General features: G+C 62.4%; 22 protein-coding genes. 14 read left to right on the top strand and 8 right to left on the bottom strand.

Going from position 1 to position 22,381, the window contains the following annotated elements:
• Nucleotides 1-10 precede the first annotated feature (10 nt).
• The gene (locus BMZ23_RS06815; RefSeq protein ID WP_093474731.1) at nucleotides 11-496 is read left to right on the top strand and encodes a MarR family winged helix-turn-helix transcriptional regulator; all 486 of its coding nucleotides are present in this window, start codon (nucleotides 11-13) and stop codon (nucleotides 494-496) included.
• Here the strand turns inward: BMZ23_RS06815 and BMZ23_RS06810 are convergent.
• From BMZ23_RS06810 to arsB, 3 genes are read right to left on the bottom strand one after another with little or no spacing between them, the layout of a single operon-like run.
• A complete protein-coding gene (locus BMZ23_RS06810; protein WP_093474509.1) occupies nucleotides 493-732 on the bottom strand; it encodes a thioredoxin family protein in 240 nt (79 codons plus the stop codon). The genes BMZ23_RS06815 and BMZ23_RS06810 overlap by 4 nt on opposite strands.
• Before the next feature lie 12 nt (nucleotides 733-744).
• Nucleotides 745-2,103 (bottom strand): permease, encoded by a 1,359-nt coding sequence (locus BMZ23_RS06805; protein WP_093474506.1) that lies wholly within the window; start codon nucleotides 2,101-2,103, stop codon nucleotides 745-747.
• A gap of 25 nt (nucleotides 2,104-2,128) precedes the next feature.
• Nucleotides 2,129-3,208 carry an ACR3 family arsenite efflux transporter gene (gene arsB / locus BMZ23_RS06800; protein ID WP_093474504.1) on the bottom strand — a complete coding sequence of 360 codons (1,080 nt, stop codon included), beginning with the start codon at nucleotides 3,206-3,208 and terminating at the stop codon, nucleotides 2,129-2,131.
• 105 nt (nucleotides 3,209-3,313) lie between these two features.
• Between arsB and BMZ23_RS06795 the strand changes: the two genes are divergently transcribed.
• The 6 genes from BMZ23_RS06795 (at nucleotide 3,314) to BMZ23_RS06770 (ending at nucleotide 8,368) form a co-directional block, all read left to right on the top strand.
• Nucleotides 3,314-4,096, top strand: a complete 783-nt coding sequence (locus BMZ23_RS06795) for a metalloregulator ArsR/SmtB family transcription factor (RefSeq protein ID WP_093474502.1) — start codon at nucleotides 3,314-3,316, stop codon at nucleotides 4,094-4,096.
• A 13-nt stretch (nucleotides 4,097-4,109) separates the two neighbouring features.
• Nucleotides 4,110-4,823 carry an arsenical resistance protein ArsH gene (gene arsH, locus BMZ23_RS06790; protein WP_093474500.1) on the top strand — a complete coding sequence of 238 codons (714 nt, stop codon included), beginning with the start codon at nucleotides 4,110-4,112 and terminating at the stop codon, nucleotides 4,821-4,823.
• Between the two features lie 83 nt (nucleotides 4,824-4,906).
• The gene (locus tag BMZ23_RS06785; protein WP_093474498.1) at nucleotides 4,907-5,902 is read left to right on the top strand and encodes an ArsJ-associated glyceraldehyde-3-phosphate dehydrogenase; all 996 of its coding nucleotides are present in this window, start codon (nucleotides 4,907-4,909) and stop codon (nucleotides 5,900-5,902) included.
• 10 nt (nucleotides 5,903-5,912) lie between these two features.
• Nucleotides 5,913-7,139 (top strand): organoarsenical effux MFS transporter ArsJ, encoded by a 1,227-nt coding sequence (gene arsJ, locus BMZ23_RS06780; protein ID WP_093474728.1) that lies wholly within the window; start codon nucleotides 5,913-5,915, stop codon nucleotides 7,137-7,139.
• A gap of 69 nt (nucleotides 7,140-7,208) precedes the next feature.
• Nucleotides 7,209-7,613 (top strand): DoxX-like family protein, encoded by a 405-nt coding sequence (locus tag BMZ23_RS06775; RefSeq protein ID WP_093474496.1) that lies wholly within the window; start codon nucleotides 7,209-7,211, stop codon nucleotides 7,611-7,613.
• Complete coding sequence (locus BMZ23_RS06770) at nucleotides 7,610-8,368, top strand: endonuclease/exonuclease/phosphatase family protein (RefSeq protein WP_093474493.1); 759 nt, start codon at nucleotides 7,610-7,612, stop codon at nucleotides 8,366-8,368. The genes BMZ23_RS06775 and BMZ23_RS06770 overlap by 4 nt, the downstream gene beginning before the upstream one ends.
• A gap of 204 nt (nucleotides 8,369-8,572) precedes the next feature.
• On the opposite strand, the gene BMZ23_RS06765 is transcribed toward BMZ23_RS06770, so the two are convergent.
• From BMZ23_RS06765 to BMZ23_RS06755, 3 genes are read right to left on the bottom strand one after another with little or no spacing between them, the layout of a single operon-like run.
• Nucleotides 8,573-9,943 (bottom strand): TRAP transporter large permease, encoded by a 1,371-nt coding sequence (locus BMZ23_RS06765; RefSeq protein ID WP_093474725.1) that lies wholly within the window; start codon nucleotides 9,941-9,943, stop codon nucleotides 8,573-8,575.
• Nucleotides 9,944-9,945: 2 nt separating this feature from the next.
• The gene (locus tag BMZ23_RS06760; RefSeq protein WP_093474491.1) at nucleotides 9,946-10,506 is read right to left on the bottom strand and encodes a TRAP transporter small permease subunit; all 561 of its coding nucleotides are present in this window, start codon (nucleotides 10,504-10,506) and stop codon (nucleotides 9,946-9,948) included.
• Nucleotides 10,507-10,544: 38 nt separating this feature from the next.
• Nucleotides 10,545-10,937 (bottom strand): acyl-CoA thioesterase, encoded by a 393-nt coding sequence (locus BMZ23_RS06755; protein WP_093474489.1) that lies wholly within the window; start codon nucleotides 10,935-10,937, stop codon nucleotides 10,545-10,547.
• Between the two features lie 245 nt (nucleotides 10,938-11,182).
• Here BMZ23_RS06755 and BMZ23_RS06750 point away from each other — a divergent pair, with 245 nt between their 5' ends.
• The 7 genes from BMZ23_RS06750 (at nucleotide 11,183) to BMZ23_RS06720 (ending at nucleotide 20,332) form a co-directional block, all read left to right on the top strand.
• A complete protein-coding gene (locus tag BMZ23_RS06750) occupies nucleotides 11,183-12,157 on the top strand; it encodes a PstS family phosphate ABC transporter substrate-binding protein (RefSeq protein ID WP_093474487.1) in 975 nt (324 codons plus the stop codon).
• Between the two features lie 141 nt (nucleotides 12,158-12,298).
• Nucleotides 12,299-14,593 (top strand): ABC transporter permease subunit, encoded by a 2,295-nt coding sequence (locus BMZ23_RS06745; RefSeq protein ID WP_093474484.1) that lies wholly within the window; start codon nucleotides 12,299-12,301, stop codon nucleotides 14,591-14,593.
• Nucleotides 14,594-14,613: 20 nt separating this feature from the next.
• Nucleotides 14,614-16,278, top strand: a complete 1,665-nt coding sequence (pstA, locus tag BMZ23_RS06740) for a phosphate ABC transporter permease PstA (protein ID WP_093474481.1) — start codon at nucleotides 14,614-14,616, stop codon at nucleotides 16,276-16,278.
• 43 nt (nucleotides 16,279-16,321) lie between these two features.
• The gene (gene pstB / locus BMZ23_RS06735; RefSeq protein WP_093474722.1) at nucleotides 16,322-17,161 is read left to right on the top strand and encodes a phosphate ABC transporter ATP-binding protein PstB; all 840 of its coding nucleotides are present in this window, start codon (nucleotides 16,322-16,324) and stop codon (nucleotides 17,159-17,161) included.
• Between the two features lie 19 nt (nucleotides 17,162-17,180).
• The gene (gene phoU, locus BMZ23_RS06730; protein ID WP_093474478.1) at nucleotides 17,181-17,918 is read left to right on the top strand and encodes a phosphate signaling complex protein PhoU; all 738 of its coding nucleotides are present in this window, start codon (nucleotides 17,181-17,183) and stop codon (nucleotides 17,916-17,918) included.
• A 208-nt stretch (nucleotides 17,919-18,126) separates the two neighbouring features.
• Nucleotides 18,127-19,284 (top strand): iron-containing alcohol dehydrogenase, encoded by a 1,158-nt coding sequence (locus BMZ23_RS06725; protein WP_093474475.1) that lies wholly within the window; start codon nucleotides 18,127-18,129, stop codon nucleotides 19,282-19,284.
• A 121-nt stretch (nucleotides 19,285-19,405) separates the two neighbouring features.
• Nucleotides 19,406-20,332 (top strand): response regulator, encoded by a 927-nt coding sequence (locus BMZ23_RS06720; RefSeq protein WP_093474472.1) that lies wholly within the window; start codon nucleotides 19,406-19,408, stop codon nucleotides 20,330-20,332.
• On the opposite strand, the gene phoR is transcribed toward BMZ23_RS06720, so the two are convergent.
• Both phoR and phoB read right to left on the bottom strand, forming a co-directional pair.
• Entirely contained in the window at nucleotides 20,311-21,633 is a 1,323-nt protein-coding gene (gene phoR / locus BMZ23_RS06715) for a phosphate regulon sensor histidine kinase PhoR (RefSeq protein WP_093474469.1), read from the bottom strand. The two genes, BMZ23_RS06720 and phoR, sit on opposite strands and share 22 nt — an antisense overlap.
• Before the next feature lie 23 nt (nucleotides 21,634-21,656).
• Nucleotides 21,657-22,346, bottom strand: coding sequence for a phosphate regulon transcriptional regulator PhoB (phoB, locus tag BMZ23_RS06710; protein ID WP_093474466.1), 690 nt, complete (start codon nucleotides 22,344-22,346; stop codon nucleotides 21,657-21,659).
• Nucleotides 22,347-22,381 lie beyond the last annotated feature (35 nt).

The following is a 22,381-nucleotide window of genomic DNA, read 5'->3' as shown; positions in this document are numbered from 1 at the left end:
ACGCTGCCGCATGTCTTCCCCTCCGCACCTGCACCTGCGCAACCAGATCTGCCTGGCCCTGTATTCCGCCGGCAACGCCCTGTCGAGGGCCTATCGGCCGCTGCTTGAGCCGCTGGATCTGACCTATCCGCAGTATCTGGTGATGCTGGCGTTGTGGGAGCAGGACGGGGTGTCGGTGACCCGTATTTGCGAGCACACCCGGCTGGATACCGGTACGGTGACGCCCCTGCTGAAGCGGCTGGAGGCCAAGCGGCTGCTGCAGCGAGCCCGCTGCGCCGAGGATGAGCGTCGGCGGGTGATCAGCCTGACCGACAGCGGCCGGGCGCTGCAGGCCCGTGCCGAGGATATTCCCCTGCGCATGGCCTGTCTGGGAGTGCTGACCCCGGCGGAGGGCGCCGAACTCAAGCGCCTGTCTGAAACCCTCTATCGCAACCTGCTGGAGCTGGAGCAGCAGCGTGGCAGTGCCGGGGATATTGACCAGGAACAGGCGGATTAAGCCTGCCTCTGCAGCAGGGCTTCGAGCTCGTTGCTGCCGGGCACCTTGCCCTCGACCAGAATCTCGTCATCCACCGCCAGCGCCGGGGTGCGCATGATGCCGGCGTCGATGATGGCGTTCATCTCGGTGACCTTTTCCACGCTGAAGTCCAGGCCCAGCCGGCGTGCGGCGGCCTCGGCGTTGGCGGTCAGCTGCTGGCATTTGGCGCAGCCGGAGCCGTATACGGTCAGTTTCATTGCGCGGTTCTCCTAGAACAGTTGGCCATACAGGTAGCCGCTGAGGGTGGCCATCAGCACCACCAGCAGACAGTACACCAGGGTTTTCTGTGTGCCCAGAACGGTACGTATCACCAGCATGTTCGGCAGTGACAGCGCCGGCCCGGCCAGCAGCAGGGCCAGTGCCGGACCCTTGCCCATACCGGCACCCAGCAGGCCTTCGACAATCGGCACTTCGGTGAGGGTGGAAAAATACATGAAGGCGCCGAGTACCGCAGCGATCAGCGTGGACAGCAGGCTGTTGTCGCCGACTGCCCAGGCTACCCAGTGCGACGGGATCAGCCCTTCATGCCCGGGGCGGCCGAGTAGCATGCCGGCGATCAGTACGCCGGCCAGCAGCAGCGGCATGATCTGTTTGGTGAAATCCCAGCTCTGAGCCACCCATTCGCGCCCGGCGGCATTCTCGCGGCTGGCCAGCAGCATCAGCCCGGCGATGCCGACCAGCATCGACAGCTCCGGCCATTGCGGGCGCAACAGGGTCAGTACTGCGACCACGCCAGCCAGCACCAGCAGCGGGCCGGGCGACCAGCGCCAGCGGCGCACCAGCAAGACGCCGAGCAGTATTGCCAGCAACGCGGTGACCGGCCATTTCCAGGCGTGGATGGCCATCCATAGCGGGCTGTCCGCCGGTGCCCAGTTGGCAAATACCAGGATGCCGACCATCAGACTGAACAGCGCAATGATGTCACCCAGCGGGTGGCCGTCGCCATCATCGCCGAAGCCGCGTGCGCCGCTGGCGGCGCGGGCGTTTTCCTCGCGCCGGTAGAGCAGGTGCATGATGGCGCCGATCACCACCGAAAACAGGATGGCGCCGACGGCCCGGGCAATGCCCAGCTCGGCACCGAGGACCTTGGCGGTGACCACGATGGCCATCACATTGATTGCCGGCCCGGCATACAGGAAGGTGATTGCCGGCCCCAGTCCGGCGCCGCGTCGGTAGATGCCGCCGAACAGGGGCAGTACGGTGCAGGAACAGACTGCCAGCAGGGTCCCGGCTATCGAGGCTACGCCATAGGCCACCGGCTTGGGTGCCGCCGGCCCGAGATGCCGCAGTACCGCGCCCTGACTGATGTAGACCGCCATCGCTCCGGCAATCACAAAGGCTGGCAGCAGGCACAGGATCACGTGCTCGCGGGCATACCACTGGGTCAGTCGCAGGCCCTCAAGCACGGCATTCTCAAAACGTGGCTGGCCCATCGGCATAAAGAAGACCAGTGCGAACAGGCCACTCATGCCCAGCAGCAGGCGCATCTCGCCCGGCTGGCTGCGCCAGAAGGCACTCAGGTGGGCCAGCAGCGAGGGCCGTGGCGGCGGAGTGCTCGCATCATTCATCGTCCTGCTCCTGCGGGTGGAGGGTTCAGTGGGCTGGCAGGGCGCGTTCGTACCAGTCACGGCTGCGGTTGATCCGGTGCACCAGCCAGAGCATCAGCGGCACTTCGATCAGCACGCCAACCACGGTGGCCAGCGCTGCCCCTGAATTGAAACCATAGAGCACTATCGCCACGGCCACCGCCAGTTCAAAGAAATTCGACGCGCCTATCATGGTCGAGGGGCCGGCAATCTCGTGGCGCACCCGCAGGCGGCGGTTCAGCCAGTAGCCAAGGCCGGCGATAAACAGCGTCTGCAGCAGGATAGGTACGGCCAGCAGGCCGATCACCAGTGGCTGCGCGACTATCGCCTGACCTTGGAATGAGAACAGCAGGATCAGGGTCGCCAACAGGGCGATGATCGAAAACGGCGCGATGCGCTGCAGTGCCGCCTGGAAGGCCGCCTGACCTCGGCGCAGCAGCAGTGCGCGGATCGCCTGGGCGATCGCCAGCGGGATCACTATGTACGTCACCACCGACAGCAGCAGGGTGTCCCAGGGCACCGGAATCGATGAGACGCCGAGCAGCAGGGCGACTATCGGGGCAAAGGCGAACACCATGATCAGGTCGTTCAGCGCCACCTGGGTCAGGGTGAAGTTGGGGTTGCCGTTGCACAGGTTGCTCCAGACAAACACCATCGCCGTGCAGGGCGCGGCGCCGAGCAGTATCAGTCCGGCCATGTAGCTGTCGAGCTGGTCGGCCGGCAGCCAGTCGGCAAACAGCACCTTGATAAACAGCCAGCCAATCAGCGCCATGGAAAAGGGTTTGACCGCCCAGTTGACGAACAGCGTGACGCCCAGCCCGGCCTTCTGCTGGCGTACCTCGTGCAGGGCGCCGAAGTCGATCTTCATCAGCATCGGAATGATCATCACCCAGATCAGCAGGCCAACCGGCAGGTTCACCTGCGCTACCTCCAGTGCCCCGATCGCCTGCGCCGCCGCCGGCAGGGTCAGCCCAAGCAGGGTCCCGGCAACTATGCACAGGGCCACCCACAGGGTTAGGTAGCGTTCGAACGCGCCAAGGGGGGCGTCAGCAGCAGGAGTCGCTGCAACCTCGCGGGAGTTTTTCATGCGGCATGCCTGTAATCAGGTTAGGAGCAGTCGGTATTGTATTCGCTTTACTGTATATATGAAAAATAATATATTCGCCAAACCGTATATTTGACAGGGGTCAACATGGGCCGGAAAAAGCGGGTTCTTTTTCTGTGCGTGGCGAATTCTGCGCGCTCGCAGATGGCTGAAGCGCTGCTGCGGCATCTCGATCCGCAACACTTCGAGGCGTTCAGTGCCGGTTCCGCGCCTGCCGGTGTGGATAGTCGCGCCCGCGCCGCCCTGGAAACCCTTGGCATTTCAAGCGCGGGGCTGTTCAGCAAGTCGGTCGAGCAGCTGGATGACCAGCCCTTCGACTATGTGATCACGCTGTGCGACAAGTCGGCACTGGAGTGCCTGGTGCTGCCGGGTGCCGGTCAGTACATCGCCTGGCATTTCGAGGATCCGGCGGTCAGTGGCAGTCAGGATGACTTCCTGAAGACGCTGCAGCAGATCCAGCAGCGCCTGCGGATGTTTGTGCTGATCAATGCTGGAGCCACGCCACCGCCGGCGGCCGTTCAGCAGATATCGCCCACCGAGGTATTCAAGTGCCTGGCAGACGACACCCGCGCACGTATCGCCCTTCTGGTGACCCTGGAGCAGGAACTCTGTGTCTGCGAGTTAACGGCTGCGCTGGATCAGGCCCAGCCAAAGATATCCAGACATCTGGCCCTGCTGCGTGGCTGCGGTGTGCTGGAGGATCGCCGCAATGGCCAATGGGTGTATTACCGGTTGCACCCGCAATTGCCGGCCTGGGTCGGCGAGATGCTCAGGAGCACGCTGGGCAGCAATGTGCAGTGGTTACGTGAGGATGTACAGCGGCTGTGGCACATGCGCGAGCGACCGGGTCGCAAGCCAGTCTGCGAATGAAGGGATACCTGTTATGCAAAACGATCTGCCGAATACCGAAGCCGAGCTGCTGGATATCCCCAGCCACGACAAGCTGGCCGTTGAGACGTCGTCGACGCACCCGCCACGCATCCTGTTGCTCTATGGGTCAACCCGCGAGCGCTCCTTCAGCCGGCTGCTGACCGAGGAAGCGGCGCGGCTGCTCCGGCATTTTGGTGCCGAGACGCGGGTCTTTGACCCGCGCGGCTTGCCGCTGCCGGATGATGCGCCGGAAAGCCACCCCAAGGTGCAGGAGCTGCGAGAGCTGATGCAGTGGTCGGAGGGCCAGGTGTGGTGTTCACCGGAGCGCCACGGTGCGATGACGGCGGTTTTCAAGGCACAGATCGACTGGGTGCCGCTGGCCATCGGGGCGATCCGTCCGACCCAGGGCAAGACACTGGCGGTGATGCAGGTGTGCGGCGGCTCGCAATCCTTCAACGTAGTCAATCAACTGCGGGTGCTGGGGCGCTGGATGCGCATGTTCACCATCCCCAACCAGTCGTCGGTGCCCAAGGCCTTTATGGAGTTCGATGACAGCGGGCGCATGCAGCCGTCATCCGTCTATGACCGACTGGTGGATGTGATGGAGGAGCTGGTCAAGTTCACCCTGTTGCTGCGTGATCGTTCGGACTACCTTATAGATCGTTACTCCGAACGCAAGGAGAGCGCGGAGGCGCTGTCAAAACGGGTCAATCAGCGTGCTCTTTGAGGCGCTGCTGATGACCGCCGTCAACCGGGCCGCCGGCATCGCCATGGCCCATTGACCAGGCATTCATATCAGGAGAATTCAGCATGACCATCAAGGTAGGTATCAACGGCTTCGGTCGCATCGGCAAGCTGGCGTTGCGCGCCGCCTGGGACTGGCCGGAGCTGGAATTTGTGCAGATCAACGACCCGGCCGGTGATGCCGCGACCCATGCACACCTGCTGAATTTCGATTCGGTGCATGGCCGCTGGAAGCATCAGGCCGAGGCCGAGGGCAATGCGCTGCTGATCGACGGCAAGCGGCTGGCGCTGACCGCTAACCGGGCGATTGCCGATACCGACTGGTCCGGCTGCGATCTGGTGATCGAGGCCAGCGGGGTGAACAAGACCAGCAAGGTATTGCAGGCCTATCTGGATCAGGGCGTGAAGCGCGTGGTGGTGAGTGCGCCGGTGAAGGAGCCGGGCGTGCTGAATGTGGTGCTCGGGGTCAACCAGCAGCTGTTCGATCCGGCCCGGCATCCGATTGTCACCGCCGCCTCCTGCACCACCAACTGCCTGGCCCCGGTGGTCAAGGTGATCCATGAAAGCCTGGGCATCCGCCACGGCTCGATCACCACTATCCACGATGTCACCAATACCCAGAGCATCCTCGATCAACCGCACAAGGATCTGCGCCGGGCGCGTGCCTGCGGTATGAGCCTGATCCCCACCAGCACCGGCTCGGCCACCGCGATTGCCGAGATCTTCCCGGAGCTGCGCGGGCGGCTGGATGGCCATGCGGTGCGCGTGCCGCTGGCGAATGCCTCGCTGACCGACTGTGTGTTCGAGGTCGAGCGGCCGACCAGCGTAGAGGAGGTGAATGCGCTGCTGAAGGCCGCCGCCGAGGGCGAACTGCAGGGGATTCTCGGTTACGAGGAGCGCCCGCTGGTGTCGATTGACTACCGTACCGATCCGCGCTCGTCGATTGTCGATGCGCTGTCGACGCTGGTGGTGAATGGCACCCAGGTGAAGATCTACACCTGGTACGACAACGAATGGGGCTACGCCAACCGTACGGTTGAGCTGGCCCGGCTGGTCGGGTAAACAGCGCATGCTGCAGCGACTGTCACGGCTGTCCCCCGAGGTGCGCCAGTACTTGCTGGTGACCGGCAATTACTGGGCTTTCACCCTCACCGACGGCGCCCTGCGCATGCTGGTGGTGCTGCATTTCCATGGCCTCGGCTACAGCCCGTTGCAAATTGCTGCGCTGTTTCTGTTCTACGAAATATTCGGTGTGGTCACCAACCTGCTGGGTGGCTGGCTGGGCGCGCGACTGGGTCTGAACCGCACCATGAATATCGGGCTGGCGTTGCAGGTGGCGGCGCTGCTGATGCTGACAGTGCCGGCGGCGCTGCTCACGGTGCCCTGGGTGATGGCGGCGCAGGCGCTGTCCGGTATCGCCAAGGACCTGAACAAGATGAGCGCCAAGAGCGCGATCAAGCTGCTGGTGCCGGACACGCAGCAGGGCACGCTGTACCAGTGGGTGGCGGTGCTGACCGGTTCGAAGAATGCCCTCAAGGGCGTCGGCTTCTTCCTCGGCGGCCTGCTGCTGGCGCTGCTCGGCTTTGCCGGGGCGGTGCTGGCGATGGCGGCGCTGCTGGCACTGATCTGGGTCGCCAGCCTGCTGTTGCTGAAGAAGGATCTGGGCAAGGCCAGCCGCAAGCCGAAGTTCCGTGACCTGCTGTCGAAAAGCCGCGCGGTAAATATCCTTTCCGGCGCCCGGCTGTTCCTGTTCGGTGCCCGTGATGTGTGGTTCGTGGTGGCCCTGCCGGTGTTTCTGGCCAGCAGTCTGGGCTGGGATTTCTGGCAGGTCGGTGGCTTCCTCGCGCTCTGGGTGATCGGCTACGGCATCCTGCAGTCGCTGGCGCCCTGGGTTACCGGCAAGCGCAGCGGGCGGGTACCCGACGGGCGCGCGGCGCTGCTCTGGGCCGCCGGTCTGGCCGGTCTGCCGGCGGCCATCGCACTGGGACTGCAGAGCAGCCTGCCAGTGGCGCCGGTGCTGATTGGCGGGCTGCTGCTGTTCGGCGCGGTGTTTGCGGTGAACTCGTCGCTGCACAGCTACCTGATTGTCAGCTATGCCAAGCAGGACGGGGTGTCGCTGGATGTCGGCTTCTATTACATGTCGAATGCCATGGGCCGGCTGGTCGGCACCCTGCTGTCCGGCTGGGTCTACCAGAGCTACGGCCTGCCCGCCTGCCTGTGGGTGTCCAGCGCCTTTGTGCTGCTGGCCGCGCTGATTTCCATCGGCCTGCCAAGGCATGCCGCGCCGGGCAGGGGCTGAGCCGCTGGCGGGTCATGTCTGCGGGCGGGTATGCTCAGGGCCTGACTGCATCGACATAAAGGGGTTGGCGTGGGCAATACAGCATTCACCCGGCTGGCACGCTGGGTTGTCGGCCTTAGCTGGGTGTATCACGGCCTGTTTCCGAAATTGCTGCATGTGGCGCCGCTGGAATACCAGCTGACGGCGCAGCTGGGCCTGGGCGATCCGGCTACCCTGTGGCTGGTTCGCGGCGCCGGGGTGGCCGAGCTGCTGTTCGGGCTGCTGTTTATCCTGCTGTGGCGCCGACCGCTGCTGCACTGGCTGAATATCGCCGGCTTGCTGGGCCTGCTGCTGTTTGTCGCAGTGATGATGCCCGCCGCCCTGTTCGACACCTTCAATCCGGTTACCACCAATGTGCCGTTGCTGGCGCTGAGTCTGTACCTGCTGGCGCAGGTGCGCGCTCACCAGCGTGAGACAAGGGCGACCGGTCAATGAAAGTGGTCAGCTGGAACTGCAACGGCGCACTGCGCAACAAGCTGACGTTTGCAGACAGCCTCGATGCTGATGTGCTGGTGATTCAGGAGTGTGAAGATCCGGCGTATTCGACCCGGGCTTATCGCGATTGGGCGGGTGATTATCTGTGGTGCGGTGAAAGTAGCAGTCGTGGTATCGGGGTATTTCCCAAGCGTGGCAACCAGGTTAGCGCCTGCAACTGGCATGGGCTTTTCGCAGTAGCCGGTCTGCCGGGAAACAGTCCGACACTGCAGTGGCGCACGGATGAATTGCGGCTGTTTCTGCCATTCAGATTGAATGACCAACTGACCCTGCTGGCGGTCTGGACAAAGGGCCATCGGGATGAGGTTTTTGCCTATATGGGGCAGTTCTGGAAGTATCTGCAGATCCATCGCGGCGATCTTCCAATAAGCCGTTGTCTGATTCTGGGTGATTTCAACAGCAACAGTATCTGGGACAAGCCGGACCGCTGGTGGAATCATTCGGATGTGGTGGCCGAGCTGGCCGAACTTGGTTTTGCCAGTCAGTACCATTTGCAGACAGGCGAGCCGCAGGGCAGCGAGTCCCGGCCAACCTTTTTCCTGCAGCGCAATCCGGCCAAGCCCTACCATATCGACTATGTATTTGCCTCCCGCGACCTCGCAACAGGGTCCGAACTGCAGATTGGCGGGCCGGATGACTGGTTGGAAGTCAGTGACCATATGCCGTTGATGCTTGATGTGAGATTGAATGGTTGATGCTGTTGCAGTTGGGCAGGGCAAGACTGGTCAGTATGCAGAGCACTGCTCGGGCGCGATTCCCGCAGACCCAAACTGGACCGCCGATAGCCAGGGATGGCTAGCGGCGAGCCCCCAGGGACGGGTTTACGGCGTGTCCAGATTGGGTCTGCGGGGATCGCGCAGCACAGTAATCGCCTGAGCACTGTTCTTCTTAGGTCAGACCTACCGCAACACCCCCGGCAACCAGGTAATCAGCCCCGGCCAGAGCGCGGCGATGACCAGCATCAGGATCTGGATGGCGATAAACGGCAGTACCCCGCGGTAGATGGCGCTGGTGGGGACGCTGGGCGGGGTCACGCCGCGCAGGTAGAACAGCGAAAAGCCGAACGGCGGGGTGAGGAAGGAGGTTTGCAGGTTGAGGGCGATCATCACCCCCAGCCAGATCGGATCCAGCCCCATCATCAGCAGCACCGGCCCGACAATCGGCACCACCACAAAGGTGATCTCGATAAAGTCGAGGATAAAGCCCAGCAGGAAGATCGCCAGCATCACCAGAATGGTTGCCGTCACCACGCCGCCAGGCAGGCTGTTGAATGCCTGATGGATCATCTCCTCGCCACCGAAACCACGGAACACCAGGGAAAAGATCGAGGCGCCGATCAGGATCATGAACACCATGGCACTGATCTGCGTGGTCGATTCGACCACCTCGCGCAGGCGCGGCAGATTCAATTGACCCTTGCACAGCGCCAGCAGGGTGGCGCCGAGGGCGCCGACCGCAGCAGCCTCGGTGGCGGTGGCGATGCCGCCGAGAATCGACCCCAGTACCGCCATGATCAGCAGCAACGGCGGTAGCAGGCTGCCGAACAGCCCCGTCAGGCGAAGCGGCTGGCGCTGTTCGGCGGGGGTGGCCGGCAGCTTGTGCGGTTGCAGCAGCGCCACGCCGGCCAGATACAGCAGATACAGCCCGACCAGCAGCAGCCCCGGCAGCAGCGCGCCAATGAACAGGTCGCTGACGGTGACGGTTTGCGGGGCAAAGATGCCCATGCGCAATTGCGCCTGCTGGTAGGCGCCGGACAGCACATCGCCAAGCAGCACCAGGATGATCGAGGGCGGGATGATTTGCCCGAGGGTGCCGGTGGCGGCCAGACTGCCGGTGGCCACCGCCGGGTCATAGCCGCGCCTGAGCATGGTCGGCAGCGCCAGCAGCCCCAGGGTAACCACGGTGGCGCCGACGATGCCGGTGCTGGCGGCAAGCAGCGCGCCGACCAGGCATACCGAGAATGCCAGCCCGCCGCGCAGGCCGCCGAACAGCTGCGACATGGATTCCAGCAGGCTGTCGGCGATGCGCGATTTTTCCAGCATCACCCCCATAAACACGAACAGCGGCACCGCCAGCAGGGTCTGGTTGTTCATGGTACCGAACAGACGGCTGGGCAGGGCGCCGAAAAAACTCGGGTCGAAGCTGCCGGTCATTACACCGATGCCGGCAAACAGCAGCGACAGGCCGCCGAGGGTAAAGGCCACCGGGTAGCCGGCCAGCAGCACCAGACACAGGCTGAGGAATAGCGCGATGGCCATCAGCTCGGGCAGCATCAGAGTTCCTCCTGCGGATGGCTGTCGAGGTGGTTCGGCAGGGCGCCGCGCAGTACCGCGATGGTCTTGATCAGCTGCGCCAGTGCCTGCAACAGCAGGCTGGCGACCAGCAGCAGGATGATGCTCTTTTGCAGGTAGACCCAGGGCAGGCCGCCGGCATCCGCCGAGCGTTCCTGACGGGCCCAGGACAGCAGCACATAGTCCCAGCAGCTCCAGGCCAGAAACAGGCACAACGGCAGCAGGAACAGCAGGCTGCCGAGCAGGTCGGTGAGTGCCTGACGCCGTGGGCTGGCGCTGCGATAGAAAATGTCGACGCGCACATGGGCGTCGCGCTGCAGGGTCCAGGCGGCGGCGCCCATAAAGACCAGGGCGTGGGCATACAGGGTGAGTTCCTGCAGGGCGGTGGCGCCAATGCTGAAGCCGTAACGCAGCAGCACCACGGCACTGGTCAGCAGCACCAGCAGTAAACTCAGCCAGGCCAGGCTGCGGCCAAGCAGGGCATTTAGCGCATCAATGCCGCGCGCCAGACCCAGGGCCAGGCGCAGGGGGGATAGGGACATGGCAGGCGGCCTTGTGTCAGGCGGCGTGGGGCCGCCGGTCAGCTGGGAATGACGCGGGTGCGCCCGCGATCATCAATGGCGACAAACACAAACACCGCCTCGGTGACCTTGCGGCTGTCATCGTGCTCCAGGTCGTCGCTCCATACCTCGACCAGCATCTTGATCGAGCTGCGGCCAATTTCCATTACCTGGCAGTAGCAGGCCAGCTGGGCGCCGACCGGTACCGGGACCATGAAGCCCATGCGGTCGATCGCCACTGTGGCCACCCGGCCACGGGCAATGCGCGAGGCCGAACTGGTGCCGGCAATGTCCATTTGCGAGACCAGCCAGCCGCCATAGATGTCGCCAAAATTGTTGCAATCACGTGGCAAAGCGGTGATTTTCAGGGCCAGCTGGCCATTTGGCAGCGGGTCAGTATCCAGGTCGTGCATGGGCTTCTCTGGGAGGCTGTTGTAATTGTAGGGGCTGCACAGACATCGCTGAAGCGGGCACTGTTGCAAGCCTGCGACATATTAAGGGATTGGCGCACTGCCCTCAATCGTTCACGGAATATTGTCCGATGTAATGACTGCAGGGTTTAACGTAACTGTCACATTGCTGGAATAGGGTTGTCATGTGGCCTCCAGATACTGGGTCGCGTGAAGCCAACCCTATCTCCCCAAGGAGTACAGAGAGCATGAAACTGAAGCAATTGTGCGTTGCCGTTACTTTCGCCGCCGCCGGCGCACTGAGCCTGAGCGCTGCCGCCGAGGTTGATCCGAACCTGCCCAAGTATGAGCGCGCCAGTGGCGTCTCCGGCAACCTGTCGAGCATCGGTTCCGATACTCTGAACAACCTGATGACCCTGTGGGCCGAAGAGTTCAACAAGTTCTACCCGAACGTCAACGTGCAGATCCAGGGTGCCGGTTCCTCCACCGCGCCGCCGGCGATCACCGAAGGCACCGCCAACCTGGCGCCGATGAGCCGTGCCATGCGCGACACCGAAATCCAGACCTTTGAAGCCCGCCACGGCTATGCGCCCTATGCGCTGCCGGTAGCGGTCGACATGCTGGCGGTGTACGTCAACAAGGACAACCCGATCGAGGGTCTGACACTGCCGCAGGTTGATGCCATCTTCTCCGCGACCCGCCGTTGCGGCCACAGCGAAGACATCACCCGCTGGGGTCAGCTGGGCATGACCGGTGCCTGGGCCAACCGTGACTTCGCCCTGTACAGCCGTAACGCCGTTTCCGGCACCTACGGTTTCTTCAAGGACAACGCCCTGTGCGGCGGTGACTTCAAGTCCAGCATCAACGAACAGCCGGGTTCCTCCTCGGTGGTTCAGGGTGTGACCGAGTCGATCAACGGTATCGGCTACTCCGGCATCGGCTACCGCACCTCTGGTGTACGCGTGGTTCCGCTGGCTGCCGAAGAGGGTGGTGATTTCATCGAGGCCACCAGCGAGAACGCTGCCAATGGCACCTACCCGATGGCCCGTTACCTGTACGTGTACATCAACAAGAACCCGAACCAGGATCTGGACCCGCTGACCCGCGAGTTCGTCAAGATGGTCTACACCCAGGAAGGTCAGGGCGTGGTGCATCGTGATGGTTTCGTGACTGTGCCCAAGTCGGTGGCCGACAAGGTGCTCAGCGATCTGAACATCCAGTAAGGCGGACGCCGGTGCAGGCTACCGGCGACCAGCAAAGGGGATCCTGACGGGTCCCCTTTTTTGTTGCCTGTAACAATGTTGTCATACAACCGACTTAGTCTGAGCACTCCGAAAAGGCCGCAGTCCAAGAGCGACTCCCATATGACCGATATCACCTCGACCATAGCCAGAAGGACACCCCAGCCTTCGCTGTTGCCGGATGCCGAGGCGCGAAAGCGTCTGCGGCGGCGGCGCTTGATGAAAGACAATGCTTCGCGCTGGGGTATCAGCACCGCCGGTTTCGGGGTGGTGTTTGCCCTGGCGCTGATCTTTGTTTACCTGTTCTGGGAAGTCGCGCCGATTCTGCGCGGTGCGACTGTGGAGCGTCTGGCCAGCCATCCGCTGCCGGTCAGCGAGGCGCAGACCCAGACCGTACTGATCGAACGCTATGAGGAACTTGGGCTGCAGTACAGCGACGACGGCCAGGTCAGCTTCTTCGAGCTGGGTAGTGGCGCGCTGCGCAGCCAGCTGCCCATCGGTGTGCCGCAAGGGGTGAGCATCAGCAGCTTCGGCTCGACCGAGCCGGGTACCCAAACCGTGGTGCATGGCCTGGACAACGGTCAGGCGCTGGTAGTGCGGCATGACTACAGCCTGAGTTTTCCGAATGGTCAGCGGCTGATCACTCCCAAACTGACCTACCCGCTGGGGCAGGCGCCGATTACCCTGGATGAACAGGGCCAGCCGCTCAAGCTGGTGGCCATGGAGAGCCGTACCCGTGGTCGCGCTGCCAGTATGCTGGCCGCTATTACTGCGGATAACCGCCTGCTGGTGGCCGAGTTGAGCACACGCAGCAACCTGTTGACTGGCGAAACCACAGTGCAGAGCAAGCGGTTCGAGCTGCCGGCGGTGCCTGGCGAGCCGGTACGCCTGCTGGTCGACAAGGCGCTGCGCAGCCTGTTCGTCGCCGACAGCGCCGGCAAAATCCACTATTACGACATCAGCCAGCCGGCCAATGCGCGGCTGGTGGCCAGCGTCGATGCCGGCCAGGGCGCGGCGATTACTGCCATGGAGTTCCTGATTGGTACGGTGTCACTGGTGGTGGGCACCGAGCGCGGTGAGCTGAGCCAGTGGTTCCTGGTGCGTGACGAGCAGAATCGCTACCACCTGACCCGCATTCGTGACTTCAAGGGCCATGGTGCGGCGATTACCAGCATTGCTCCGGAATACAACCGCAAGGGCTTTATTGTCGGTGACGCCAAGGGTCAGGTCGGGGTGCACTACGGCACCTCCTCACGGACCCTGTACCTGAAGTCGTTCACTGAGCGGCCGATCGAGAGGGTGGCGGTGTCGCCGCTGAATGGCCGCCTGCTGGTGCAGGATGACCAACAGGTGCATGTTGCCGAGCTGTGGAACCAGCACCCGCAGTTGTCGTTTGCTGCGATGTGGAACAAGGTCTGGTATGAAGGCCGCAGCGATCCGGACTATATCTGGCAGTCGTCCTCGGCAACCGACGAGTTCGAGTCCAAGTTCAGTCTGGTACCGCTGTCGGTCGGCACCCTGAAGGCGGCCTTCTACGCCATGCTGTTCGCCATGCCGCTGGCGATTGCCGGGGCCATCTATACCGCCTACTTCATGACGCCCAAGCTGCGCGGCATCGTCAAGCCGAGCATCGAGATCATGGAGGCGCTGCCGACGGTCATTCTCGGCTTCCTCGCCGGCCTGTGGCTGGCACCCTTCACCGAGGAACACCTGCCGGCGATCTTCAGCATCCTGTTGCTGTTGCCGGTAATGATGCTGCTGTTCGCCTGGCTGTGGACCAGCGTATTGCCGGCCGGCCTGCGCCAGCGGGTGCCGGACGGCTGGGAAGCGGCACTGCTGGTGCCGATCATCATCGGCTTTGTCTGGCTGGCGGTGGCCATGAGCCCGCTGCTGGAAATCTGGTTCTTCAATGGCAGTATGCGCCAGTGGTTTACCGACATCGGCATTACCTATGACCAGCGCAACGCCCTGATCGTTGGTATTGCCATGGGCTTTGCGGTGATTCCGACGATCTTCTCGATTGCCGAGGATGCGGTGTTCACCGTGCCGCGCCATCTGACCCAGGGTTCGCTGGCGCTGGGTGCCACGCGCTGGCAGACGGTGATCGGCGTGGTGCTGCCGACCGCCAGCCCGGGGATTTTCTCAGCAGTGATGATGGGCTTTGGCCGCGCTGTCGGGGAAACCATGATCGTGCTGATGGCCACCGGCAACAGCCCGGTGGTCAACTTCAACATCTTTGAAGGCATGCGCACGCTGTCGGCAAACATCGCCGTGGAGCTGCCGGAGACCGCGGTCGGTTCCTCGCACTTCCGTGTGCTTTTCCTGGCTGCGCTGGTACTGCTGGCACTGACCTTTGTGGTCAACACCCTGGCGGAAATCATCCGTCAGCGCCTGCGCACCCGCTACAGCAACCTGTGATCACCGGATAGGGGACTGAAATGAGAGCTTGGTTCAAGACGGGAGCACCCTGGATCTGGTTGAACGCCGGAGCCGTGGCGGTGTGCATGTTGATGGTGATTGGCCTGATCGGGCTGATCGCGGTACGTGGTTTTGGCCACTTCTGGCCGGCGGATGTCGCCGAGGTGCGCATTACCGACCGTGAAGGCCAGCAGAGCGTGGTGCTTGGCGAGGTGGTACGTTCCCAGGTGATTCCCGCGGCGGTGGCGCGTGATGCCGGTTACTGGGTGCCGGAGGGCATGGAACTGGTGACCCGCTTCCTGTTCAAGCAGGGCAACCGCGACCAGACCGGCCGCGACTTCGTCTGGCATACCGAGATCGGCATGGCCGACTTCGAGTATCCGAACGAGGTGCTGGTGATCGAGCGCCGTGAGTGGGGCAACTTCTATGGCTATCCGCAGGAGCTGCGCTTCGAGGGCCGTGTGCTGCGCCCCGGCGATGCCGAATGGTCGGCAGGTGTGAGCGCTGCCGTGCAGCGCAGCCTGCAGCTGCATGACCAGATCAAGCGCATCGAGAAGCGTGAAATCGGTCGTATCAACACTGAAATGGAGCAGCTGCGCCTGCAGCGCCGCACCCTTGACCTGCGCAATGTGCAGGGCACCGAGCGCGCCCTGCAGGAGGAGCAGATTGCCACCCGCAGCGCCCAGCTGGATGGCGACTATGAAGTGCTGCGCAAGGAGCTGGATGCACTGTATGCCAGCGCCAAGCGCGATACCTTGCTGATGCGTACTGCCGAGGACAAGTCGGTGGAGCTGAACCTGGCAGCCATCGTACGGGTCAATCAGCCGAATGCCATGTCGGCCCTGACCAAGTTCGGCCAGTACTTTGTGCGCCTGGGTGAGTTCATGACCGATGACCCGCGCGAGGCCAACACCGAGGGCGGTATCTTCCCGGCGATCTTTGGCACCGTGACCATGGTCTTTGTGATGTCGATCATCGTCACCCCGTTCGGTATCGCTGCGGCGATCTACCTGCGCGAATACGCCAAACAGGGCACCATGACGCGGATCATCCGCATCTCGGTATACAACCTGGCGGGGGTGCCTTCGATTGTCTACGGGGTGTTCGGCCTCGGCTTCTTTGTCTATTTCCTCGGTGGCAGCATCGACCAGATGTTCTATCAGGCCTCGCTGCCGTCGCCGACCTTCGGTACGCCCGGTCTGTTCTGGGCCTCGCTGACCCTGGCGCTGCTGACCCTGCCGATCGTTATCGTATCCACCGAAGAGGGTCTGGCGCGGATTCCCAGTACCATCCGCCAGGGCAGTCTGGCGCTGGGCGCGACCAAGGCCGAAACCCTGTGGAAGGTGATTGTGCCGCTGGCTACGCCGGCGATGATGACCGGTCTGATTCTGGCGATTGCCCGGGCCGCCGGTGAAGTGGCACCGCTGATGCTGGTCGGTGTGGTCAAGCTGGCGCCGACCCTGCCGGTCGACGGGATCTTTCCCTACATCCACATGGAGCGCAAGATCATGCACCTGGGCTTCCATATCTACGACGTCGGCTTCCAGAGCCCCAACGTCGAGGCGGCGCGGCCGCTGGTCTATGCCACCGCGCTGGTGCTGGTGCTGCTGATCGTGGTGCTCAACCTGACCGCGATTTCCATCCGCAACCATCTGCGTGAGCGCTATCGCAGCGCCTCCGACTGATCCGTCCTTGCAGGTAACCCGCATGAACACAGAGACCCAAATTATGAACACAAGCACTACCGCCAAGGCCGGAATCTCTGCTGCCGCTGCGCTCGGCGAGCGCAGTGGTACGCTGTCGATGGCTGACGAGAAGATCAAGATTCAGGTCAACAATCTGGAGCTGTTCTATGGCCAGGATCGTGCCCTCAACGGCATCAACCTGAGCATTCCGGAACGCAAGGTCACCGCCTTTATCGGTCCGTCCGGCTGTGGCAAGTCGACGCTGCTGCGCTGCTTCAACCGGATGAACGATCTGGTCGACATTTGCCGCATCCAGGGCGAGATCCTGATGGATGGCGAGAACATCTACGGCCGTCAGGTTGATGTGGCCGAGCTGCGCCGCAATGTCGGCATGGTGTTCCAGAAGCCCAACCCGTTCCCCAAGTCGATCTATGAGAACGTCGCCTATGGCTTGCGTCTGCAGGGCGTGAAGTCCAAGCGTACGCTGGACGAGGTGGTTGAGCGTTCGCTGCGCGCCGCCGCGCTGTGGGATGAGGTCAAGGACCGCCTGAACGACAATGCCTTTGGCATGTCCGGTGGCCAGCAGCAGCGTCTGGTGATCGCCCGGGCAATTGCCATCGAGCCGCAGGTGATTCTGCTCGATGAGCCGGCCTCGGCGCTTGACCCTATCTCGACGCTGAAGATCGAGGAGCTGATCAACGAGCTGAAGGACCAGTACACCATCGTCATCGTTACCCACAACATGCAGCAGGCGGCGCGGGTGTCGGATTACACCGCCTTTATGTACATGGGCGACCTGATCGAGTTCGGTGATACCAATACGCTGTTCACCAATCCGGCCAAGAAGCAGACCGAAGACTACATCACCGGCCGCTACGGCTGATCCCTGGGAGACCGCAGTTATGCCAGACAAAGAACTTTTTACCCAGCACATCTCCCAGCAGTTCAATGAGGAGCTGGAGGACATCCGTACCCGCCTGCTGGAAATGGGCGGGCTGGTGGAGAAGCAGATTTCCGATGCGGTGACCGCACTGATCGACGGCAATACCGGCCTGGCCGGTCAGGTGCGCAGTGTGGATGACACGGTCAACCGCATGGAAGTGGATATCGACCAGGAGTGCCTGCGCATCCTGGCACGCCGCCAGCCGGCCGCCAGCGACCTGCGTCTGGTGATCAGCATCAGCAAGATCATCGTTGATCTGGAGCGTATCGGCGACGAATCCTCGCGAATTGCCCGGCGCGCGCTGCAGCTGGTCGAGGAAGGCCAGGCGCCGCGTGGCTACGTCGAGTGCCGGCATATCGGCAACCACGTGCGCAAGATGGTGCAGGAGGCGCTGGATGCCTTTGCCCGGCTGGATGCCGACCAGGCCTTTGCCGTGGCCCGCGAGGACAAGGTGGTCGACCAGGAATACAAGAGCGCCATGCGCGAGATGGTCACCTACATGATGGAAGATCCGCGTTCCATCTCGCGAGTGCTGAACATCCTCTGGGTGCTGCGCTCGCTGGAGCGGGTCGGTGACCATGCGCGCAACATTGCCGAGCATGTGATCTATCTGGTCAAGGGCACCGACGTGCGACATATTGGCATCAAGGGTATCGAGGAGCGCCTGGGCCGCAAGCCGGAACCCGAGGCGGAGTAAGGGCCGGGGGTGATGTGCCAGCATCGCCCGAATGGCTGATTGTGGTGCATTCAGCTGGCGCAATATGGCCCGCAGGCATGGACTGTTGGGCCCTATTTGGGTATGTTTCGGGACATTAGCCGGTTTTGTATCCTGCCGAACATCCAGAGGGAACTGGCGGCGAACAGAACGCTTCCGTCCTTTAGTTACCCACGCCAATGGAGCCCCCATGGAAATCAAGTCTTTCAGCATGAACTGGCACTATCCCACCGCAGTACGTGTCGGCCCCGGTCGTATTGCCGAACTGCCCAAGGTCTGCAGCCAGCTGGGCATGCGCGCGCCCCTGCTGGTAACCGATCCGGGCCTGGCGGCACTGCCGATGGTCGAAGCGGCGCTGCAGAGCTGCCGTGATGCCGGTCTGCAGGCGGGCCTGTTCAGTGCGGTGAAGGGCAATCCGACCAGCGGTAACGTGCACGATGGCGTGGCAGCGCTGAAGGCTGGCGGCCATGACGGAGTGATCGCCTTTGGTGGCGGCTCCGCGATTGATGCGGCCAAGGCCATTGCGCTGATTGCCAATCAGAGCATTTCCCTGTGGGAAGCAATGAAGCCGTCCAACGTTGATGTCAGCAAGATGCTGCCGGTGGTGGCGGTGCCGACCACCGCTGGTACCGGCTCGGAAGTCGGCCAGGCGGCAGTGATCAGCGACGATGAAACCCACACCAAGCGCATCATTTTCCACACCCGCATGGTGCCGCAGATGGTCATTCTGGATCCGGAGCTGACCGTCGGTCTGCCGGCCAAGCTGACCGCCGCCACTGGCATGGACGCGCTGGCGCACAACCTCGAAGCCTACTGTGTGCCGCTGTTCCACCCGATGGCCGAGGGCATCGCTCTGGAGGGCATGCGTCTGGTCAAGGAATTCCTGCCGCGCGCCACCAAAAATGGCGGTGATATCGAAGCCCGCACCCAGATGCTGGTGGCCTCGACCATGGGTTGTGTGGCCTTCCAGCGCGGTCTGGGTGCTATCCATGCGCTGTCGCACAGCCTGGGCGCCCTGTATGACTCGCACCACGGCCTGCTGAATGCGATCGTCATGCCCTATGTGCTGCAGCTCAACCGTCCGGCCATTGAGCAGGAAATCGCCCGCGCTGCGCGCTACCTGGATCTGCCCAAGCAGAATTTCGATGGCATGCTGGACTGGGTGCTGGAGCTGCGTAGCGAACTGGAAATCCCGCACACCCTGGCGGCCATCGGTATTGATGACAGCCAGGCGGAAACCATTGGCGGCATGTCGATCAAGGACCCCAGCGCCAGTACCAATCCGATCCGCCTGGAGGCGGCGCAGTACCAGCAGCTGTTCCTCAATGCGCTGAACGGCGTACTCTGAGCCTCGCCCGTGGCGTCCGGACCTGATTCGGACGCCACCCATCCTCTGTTGTGCATTGGTGCTGGGGTTTTTGCTACTGGCTGGGCTAAGCTATGCGGGTAACCGATAGATGGAACCTGCCATGTCGAAAGTTTCAGTGCTGGTGGTAGATGATGCCCCCTTCATTCGTGATCTGGTGAAAAAGGCCTTGCGAGGGCACTTCCCTGGTTTGCAGATAGAAGAGGCGATCAATGGCCGCAAGGCTCAGCAGCTGCTTGGGCGCAACCGCTACGATCTGATCCTGTGCGACTGGGAAATGCCTGAACTCAGTGGGCTTGAGCTGCTGCAGTGGTTTCGTGCCCAGGCGGATGTGGAGAAGATCCCGTTCATCATGGTCACCAGCCGGGGTGACAAGGAGCATGTGGTCGAAGCGATCCAGGCGGGTGTCACCGATTATATCGGGAAGCCGTTCAGCAATGAGCAACTGGTGGCCAAGGTGCACAAGGCGCTCAAGCGTACCGGCAAACTTGCCGATCTGGCCCGGCGGAACCCGCAGGCGAGTGTTGGTACCGCCCAGGAGACCATTTCCAATCTGATGGGTGGCCGGCGGGTAACACGGCCTGAAGCTGCGCCGCCCAGTGCTACTGCATCCGCCAGTTCATCTGCTTCGCTGCTGACGGCAGGTGCTGCTCCAGCGGCCTCTACGGAGAAGTCTGACCCCAGAGCCAGCGGTGTGCGTGGTCAGGCCCAACTGCGGCTGGCCGGACAGCAATTTGCCTGTGTGGTGAAAACACTCAGTCTTAAGGATGCCCTGTTGGTGGTGCGTCGCGGAGAGCGCCTGCCGGCACTGTTTGAAAGCGGCGTGCTGGATCTGGAGCAGGACAGTGACCGCAGTGTGGCGCGTATCAACGGCTATATCCATGCACTGTCGGCGCTGGAGCCGAAGATGGATTGCGAGTGGGTCAGAGTCACCCTGAAGTTTGTTGACCAGGACCCGCAGAAGCTTGAGTATCTGTCCCGCCTGATTGCCTCAGGCACGACCTTGAGTCAGTACGTGCCCGGTGCCTGAGCCAGCCGCTGTGCCGGGAAGTGGCAGCTGAATCGGCTGCCCTTGCCCAGCGTGCTGTGAATTTCCAGATTGCCGTCATGCCGAAGCAGTACATGCTTGACGATCGCCAGCCCCAGCCCGGTGCCTCCGGTGGCACTGTTGCGGCTCGGGTCAACCCGGTAAAAGCGCTCTGTCAGTCGAGGTAAGTGGCGTTCTTCAATGCCCGGGCCGTTGTCGCTGACCTCAAAATGCCCACCCTGTTCATCCTGCCACCAGCGCATCTCGATACGCCCACCGTTCTGCGTGTACTTGACGGCATTGAACAGCAGGTTGGAAAAGGCGCTTTGCAGCTCTGCCTGACTCCCATGCAGCAGGGTGTTGCCACTGATTTTCAGGTCGATCTGGTGACCACGCTCGGCAGAAAGTGCGCGGGCATCCTGGGCCAGTCCCTGCAAGCCGCTGCTGACATCAAATACTTCCTGTTGCTGGGTTTCATTGCCACTTTCCAGTCGGGAGAGCAGGAGCAGATCGCGTAGCAGTTCCTGCATGCGTTCGGCCTGTTGCTGCATTTGCTGCAGGGCGCGCTGACGTCGGGGCTGGCTGCCATCGTCAGCGTCCAGCAAGGTTTCCAGATAACCTACCAGCACGGTCAACGGTGTACGTAGCTCATGCGAAACATTGGCAACAAAGTCACGCCGCATCTGCTCAAGGTGCTGCAGGCGGGTCACATCGCGAACCACCATCAAGCGGTCACCGGGGCCATACCGGGTAATGCTGTAGTGCAGCCAATGGCTTTCGTCGACAGGCGAAGGGATAGTCAGCGACTCGCTGTAGTTCTGCAGCTCGAAATAGTCGACAAAGCGTGGGTCGCGGATCAGGTTGGTCACATGCTGACCGCTGTCGTCTGGAGCGCGTAAGCCGAGCAGTTGCTCGGCTGCCGGGTTCCACCATTCCAGATCGCCCTTGCGGTCGATCATCACCACGGCGTCACGCAGCGCGGCAGTGGAGCTTTGCACCCGGTCAATCACCGACTGCATGCGCGTACGCATGCGAGCGTCGTTGCGCTGCAAATGGTAGATGCTGTCGAAGATTTCGCCCCAGATACCGCGTGCTTCGGGTGGAGGCTGTTTCGGATGGTGGCGCAACCAGTGGTGGAAGCGCAGCATCTGGCGCAGGGTCCAGACCAGGTACAGTCCCATGCCGAGCGCCAGACACCAGGCCAGCTGACCGGTCAGCAGTCCAGCCAGTACACAGCCGAGCAACAACCAGAACAACTTCTGCAGCAGAGTGCGAATCCAGGTGTCACTGCTGTTTGCGTTCATCGGACAAACCGTGCCGGGCAGCGTCAGCTGCGTGTGGAGAAGCGGTAGCCGGTGCCGCGCACGGTCTGTACCAGATGCTCGTAACCGCTGCCCAGCGCCTTGCGCAGGCGGCGTATGTGTACGTCTACCGTGCGTTCCTCGACATATACGTTGCCACCCCAGACCTGGTCAAGCAATTGACTGCGGGTATAGGCGCGCTCCTGATGTGTCATAAAGAACTGCAGCAGCCGGTATTCGGTCGGCCCCATGTCGGCAGCCTGGCCGTTAATGGTGATGCGGTGGCTGACCGGATCCAGGCAGAGACCGTCGACTTCCAGCATGGCTTCCTCGTCTGCCGGCCCTGCCCGGCGCAGCACCGCCTTGAGCCGGGCGACCAGTTCACGCGGGGAGAAGGGTTTGGTGATGTAGTCATCAGCACCAACCTCCAGCCCCTGGATCTTGTTGTCTTCCTCGCCCTTGGCGGTGAGCATGATGATCGGTATGTCGGCTGTGTTTTCGTCGCGCTTGAGACGCCGTGCCAGTTCGATACCTGTGGTTCCGGGCAGCATCCAGTCAAGCAGGATCAGATCAGGACGGCGGTCGACGATAAGCGCATGGGCTTGTTGGCCGTTGTCCGCCTCAAGGCAGTCATAACCCGCCATTTCCAGTGCCACGGCGATCATTTCCCGGATTGCCGCTTCATCATCCACGATCAGAATGGTCTTGCCTGCCATTACCTGTGCCCCATGCCGTTGTCGTCAGTGTGCCA

Origin of the sequence: Halopseudomonas yangmingensis (assembly GCF_900114825.1) — a bacterium.
Taxonomy (GTDB): domain Bacteria; phylum Pseudomonadota; class Gammaproteobacteria; order Pseudomonadales; family Pseudomonadaceae; genus Halopseudomonas; species Halopseudomonas yangmingensis.
The sequence above is the reverse complement of the archived record's forward strand: the minus strand, read 5'-3'. Positions and strand labels throughout refer to the sequence as shown.

Bases quoted from the DNA above. Each gene is read 5' to 3' on its own strand.
- BMZ23_RS06815 (WP_093474731.1), top strand. From the start codon at position 11: ATGTCTTCCCCTCCGCACCTGCACCTGCGCAACCAGATCTGCCTGGCC.
- BMZ23_RS06810 (WP_093474509.1), bottom strand. From the start codon at position 732: ATGAAACTGACCGTATACGGCTCCGGCTGCGCCAAATGCCAGCAGCTG.
- BMZ23_RS06805 (WP_093474506.1), bottom strand. From the start codon at position 2,103: ATGAATGATGCGAGCACTCCGCCGCCACGGCCCTCGCTGCTGGCCCAC.
- arsB (WP_093474504.1), bottom strand. From the start codon at position 3,208: ATGAAAAACTCCCGCGAGGTTGCAGCGACTCCTGCTGCTGACGCCCCC.
- BMZ23_RS06795 (WP_093474502.1), top strand. From the start codon at position 3,314: ATGGGCCGGAAAAAGCGGGTTCTTTTTCTGTGCGTGGCGAATTCTGCG.
- arsH (WP_093474500.1), top strand. From the start codon at position 4,110: ATGCAAAACGATCTGCCGAATACCGAAGCCGAGCTGCTGGATATCCCC.
- BMZ23_RS06785 (WP_093474498.1), top strand. From the start codon at position 4,907: ATGACCATCAAGGTAGGTATCAACGGCTTCGGTCGCATCGGCAAGCTG.
- BMZ23_RS06770 (WP_093474493.1), top strand. From the start codon at position 7,610: ATGAAAGTGGTCAGCTGGAACTGCAACGGCGCACTGCGCAACAAGCTG.
- BMZ23_RS06760 (WP_093474491.1), bottom strand. From the start codon at position 10,506: ATGTCCCTATCCCCCCTGCGCCTGGCCCTGGGTCTGGCGCGCGGCATT.
- BMZ23_RS06755 (WP_093474489.1), bottom strand. From the start codon at position 10,937: ATGCACGACCTGGATACTGACCCGCTGCCAAATGGCCAGCTGGCCCTG.
- BMZ23_RS06750 (WP_093474487.1), top strand. From the start codon at position 11,183: ATGAAACTGAAGCAATTGTGCGTTGCCGTTACTTTCGCCGCCGCCGGC.
- BMZ23_RS06745 (WP_093474484.1), top strand. From the start codon at position 12,299: ATGACCGATATCACCTCGACCATAGCCAGAAGGACACCCCAGCCTTCG.
- pstA (WP_093474481.1), top strand. From the start codon at position 14,614: ATGAGAGCTTGGTTCAAGACGGGAGCACCCTGGATCTGGTTGAACGCC.
- pstB (WP_093474722.1), top strand. From the start codon at position 16,322: ATGAACACAAGCACTACCGCCAAGGCCGGAATCTCTGCTGCCGCTGCG.
- phoU (WP_093474478.1), top strand. From the start codon at position 17,181: ATGCCAGACAAAGAACTTTTTACCCAGCACATCTCCCAGCAGTTCAAT.
- BMZ23_RS06725 (WP_093474475.1), top strand. From the start codon at position 18,127: ATGGAAATCAAGTCTTTCAGCATGAACTGGCACTATCCCACCGCAGTA.
- BMZ23_RS06720 (WP_093474472.1), top strand. From the start codon at position 19,406: ATGTCGAAAGTTTCAGTGCTGGTGGTAGATGATGCCCCCTTCATTCGT.
- phoR (WP_093474469.1), bottom strand. From the start codon at position 21,633: ATGAACGCAAACAGCAGTGACACCTGGATTCGCACTCTGCTGCAGAAG.
- phoB (WP_093474466.1), bottom strand. From the start codon at position 22,346: ATGGCAGGCAAGACCATTCTGATCGTGGATGATGAAGCGGCAATCCGG.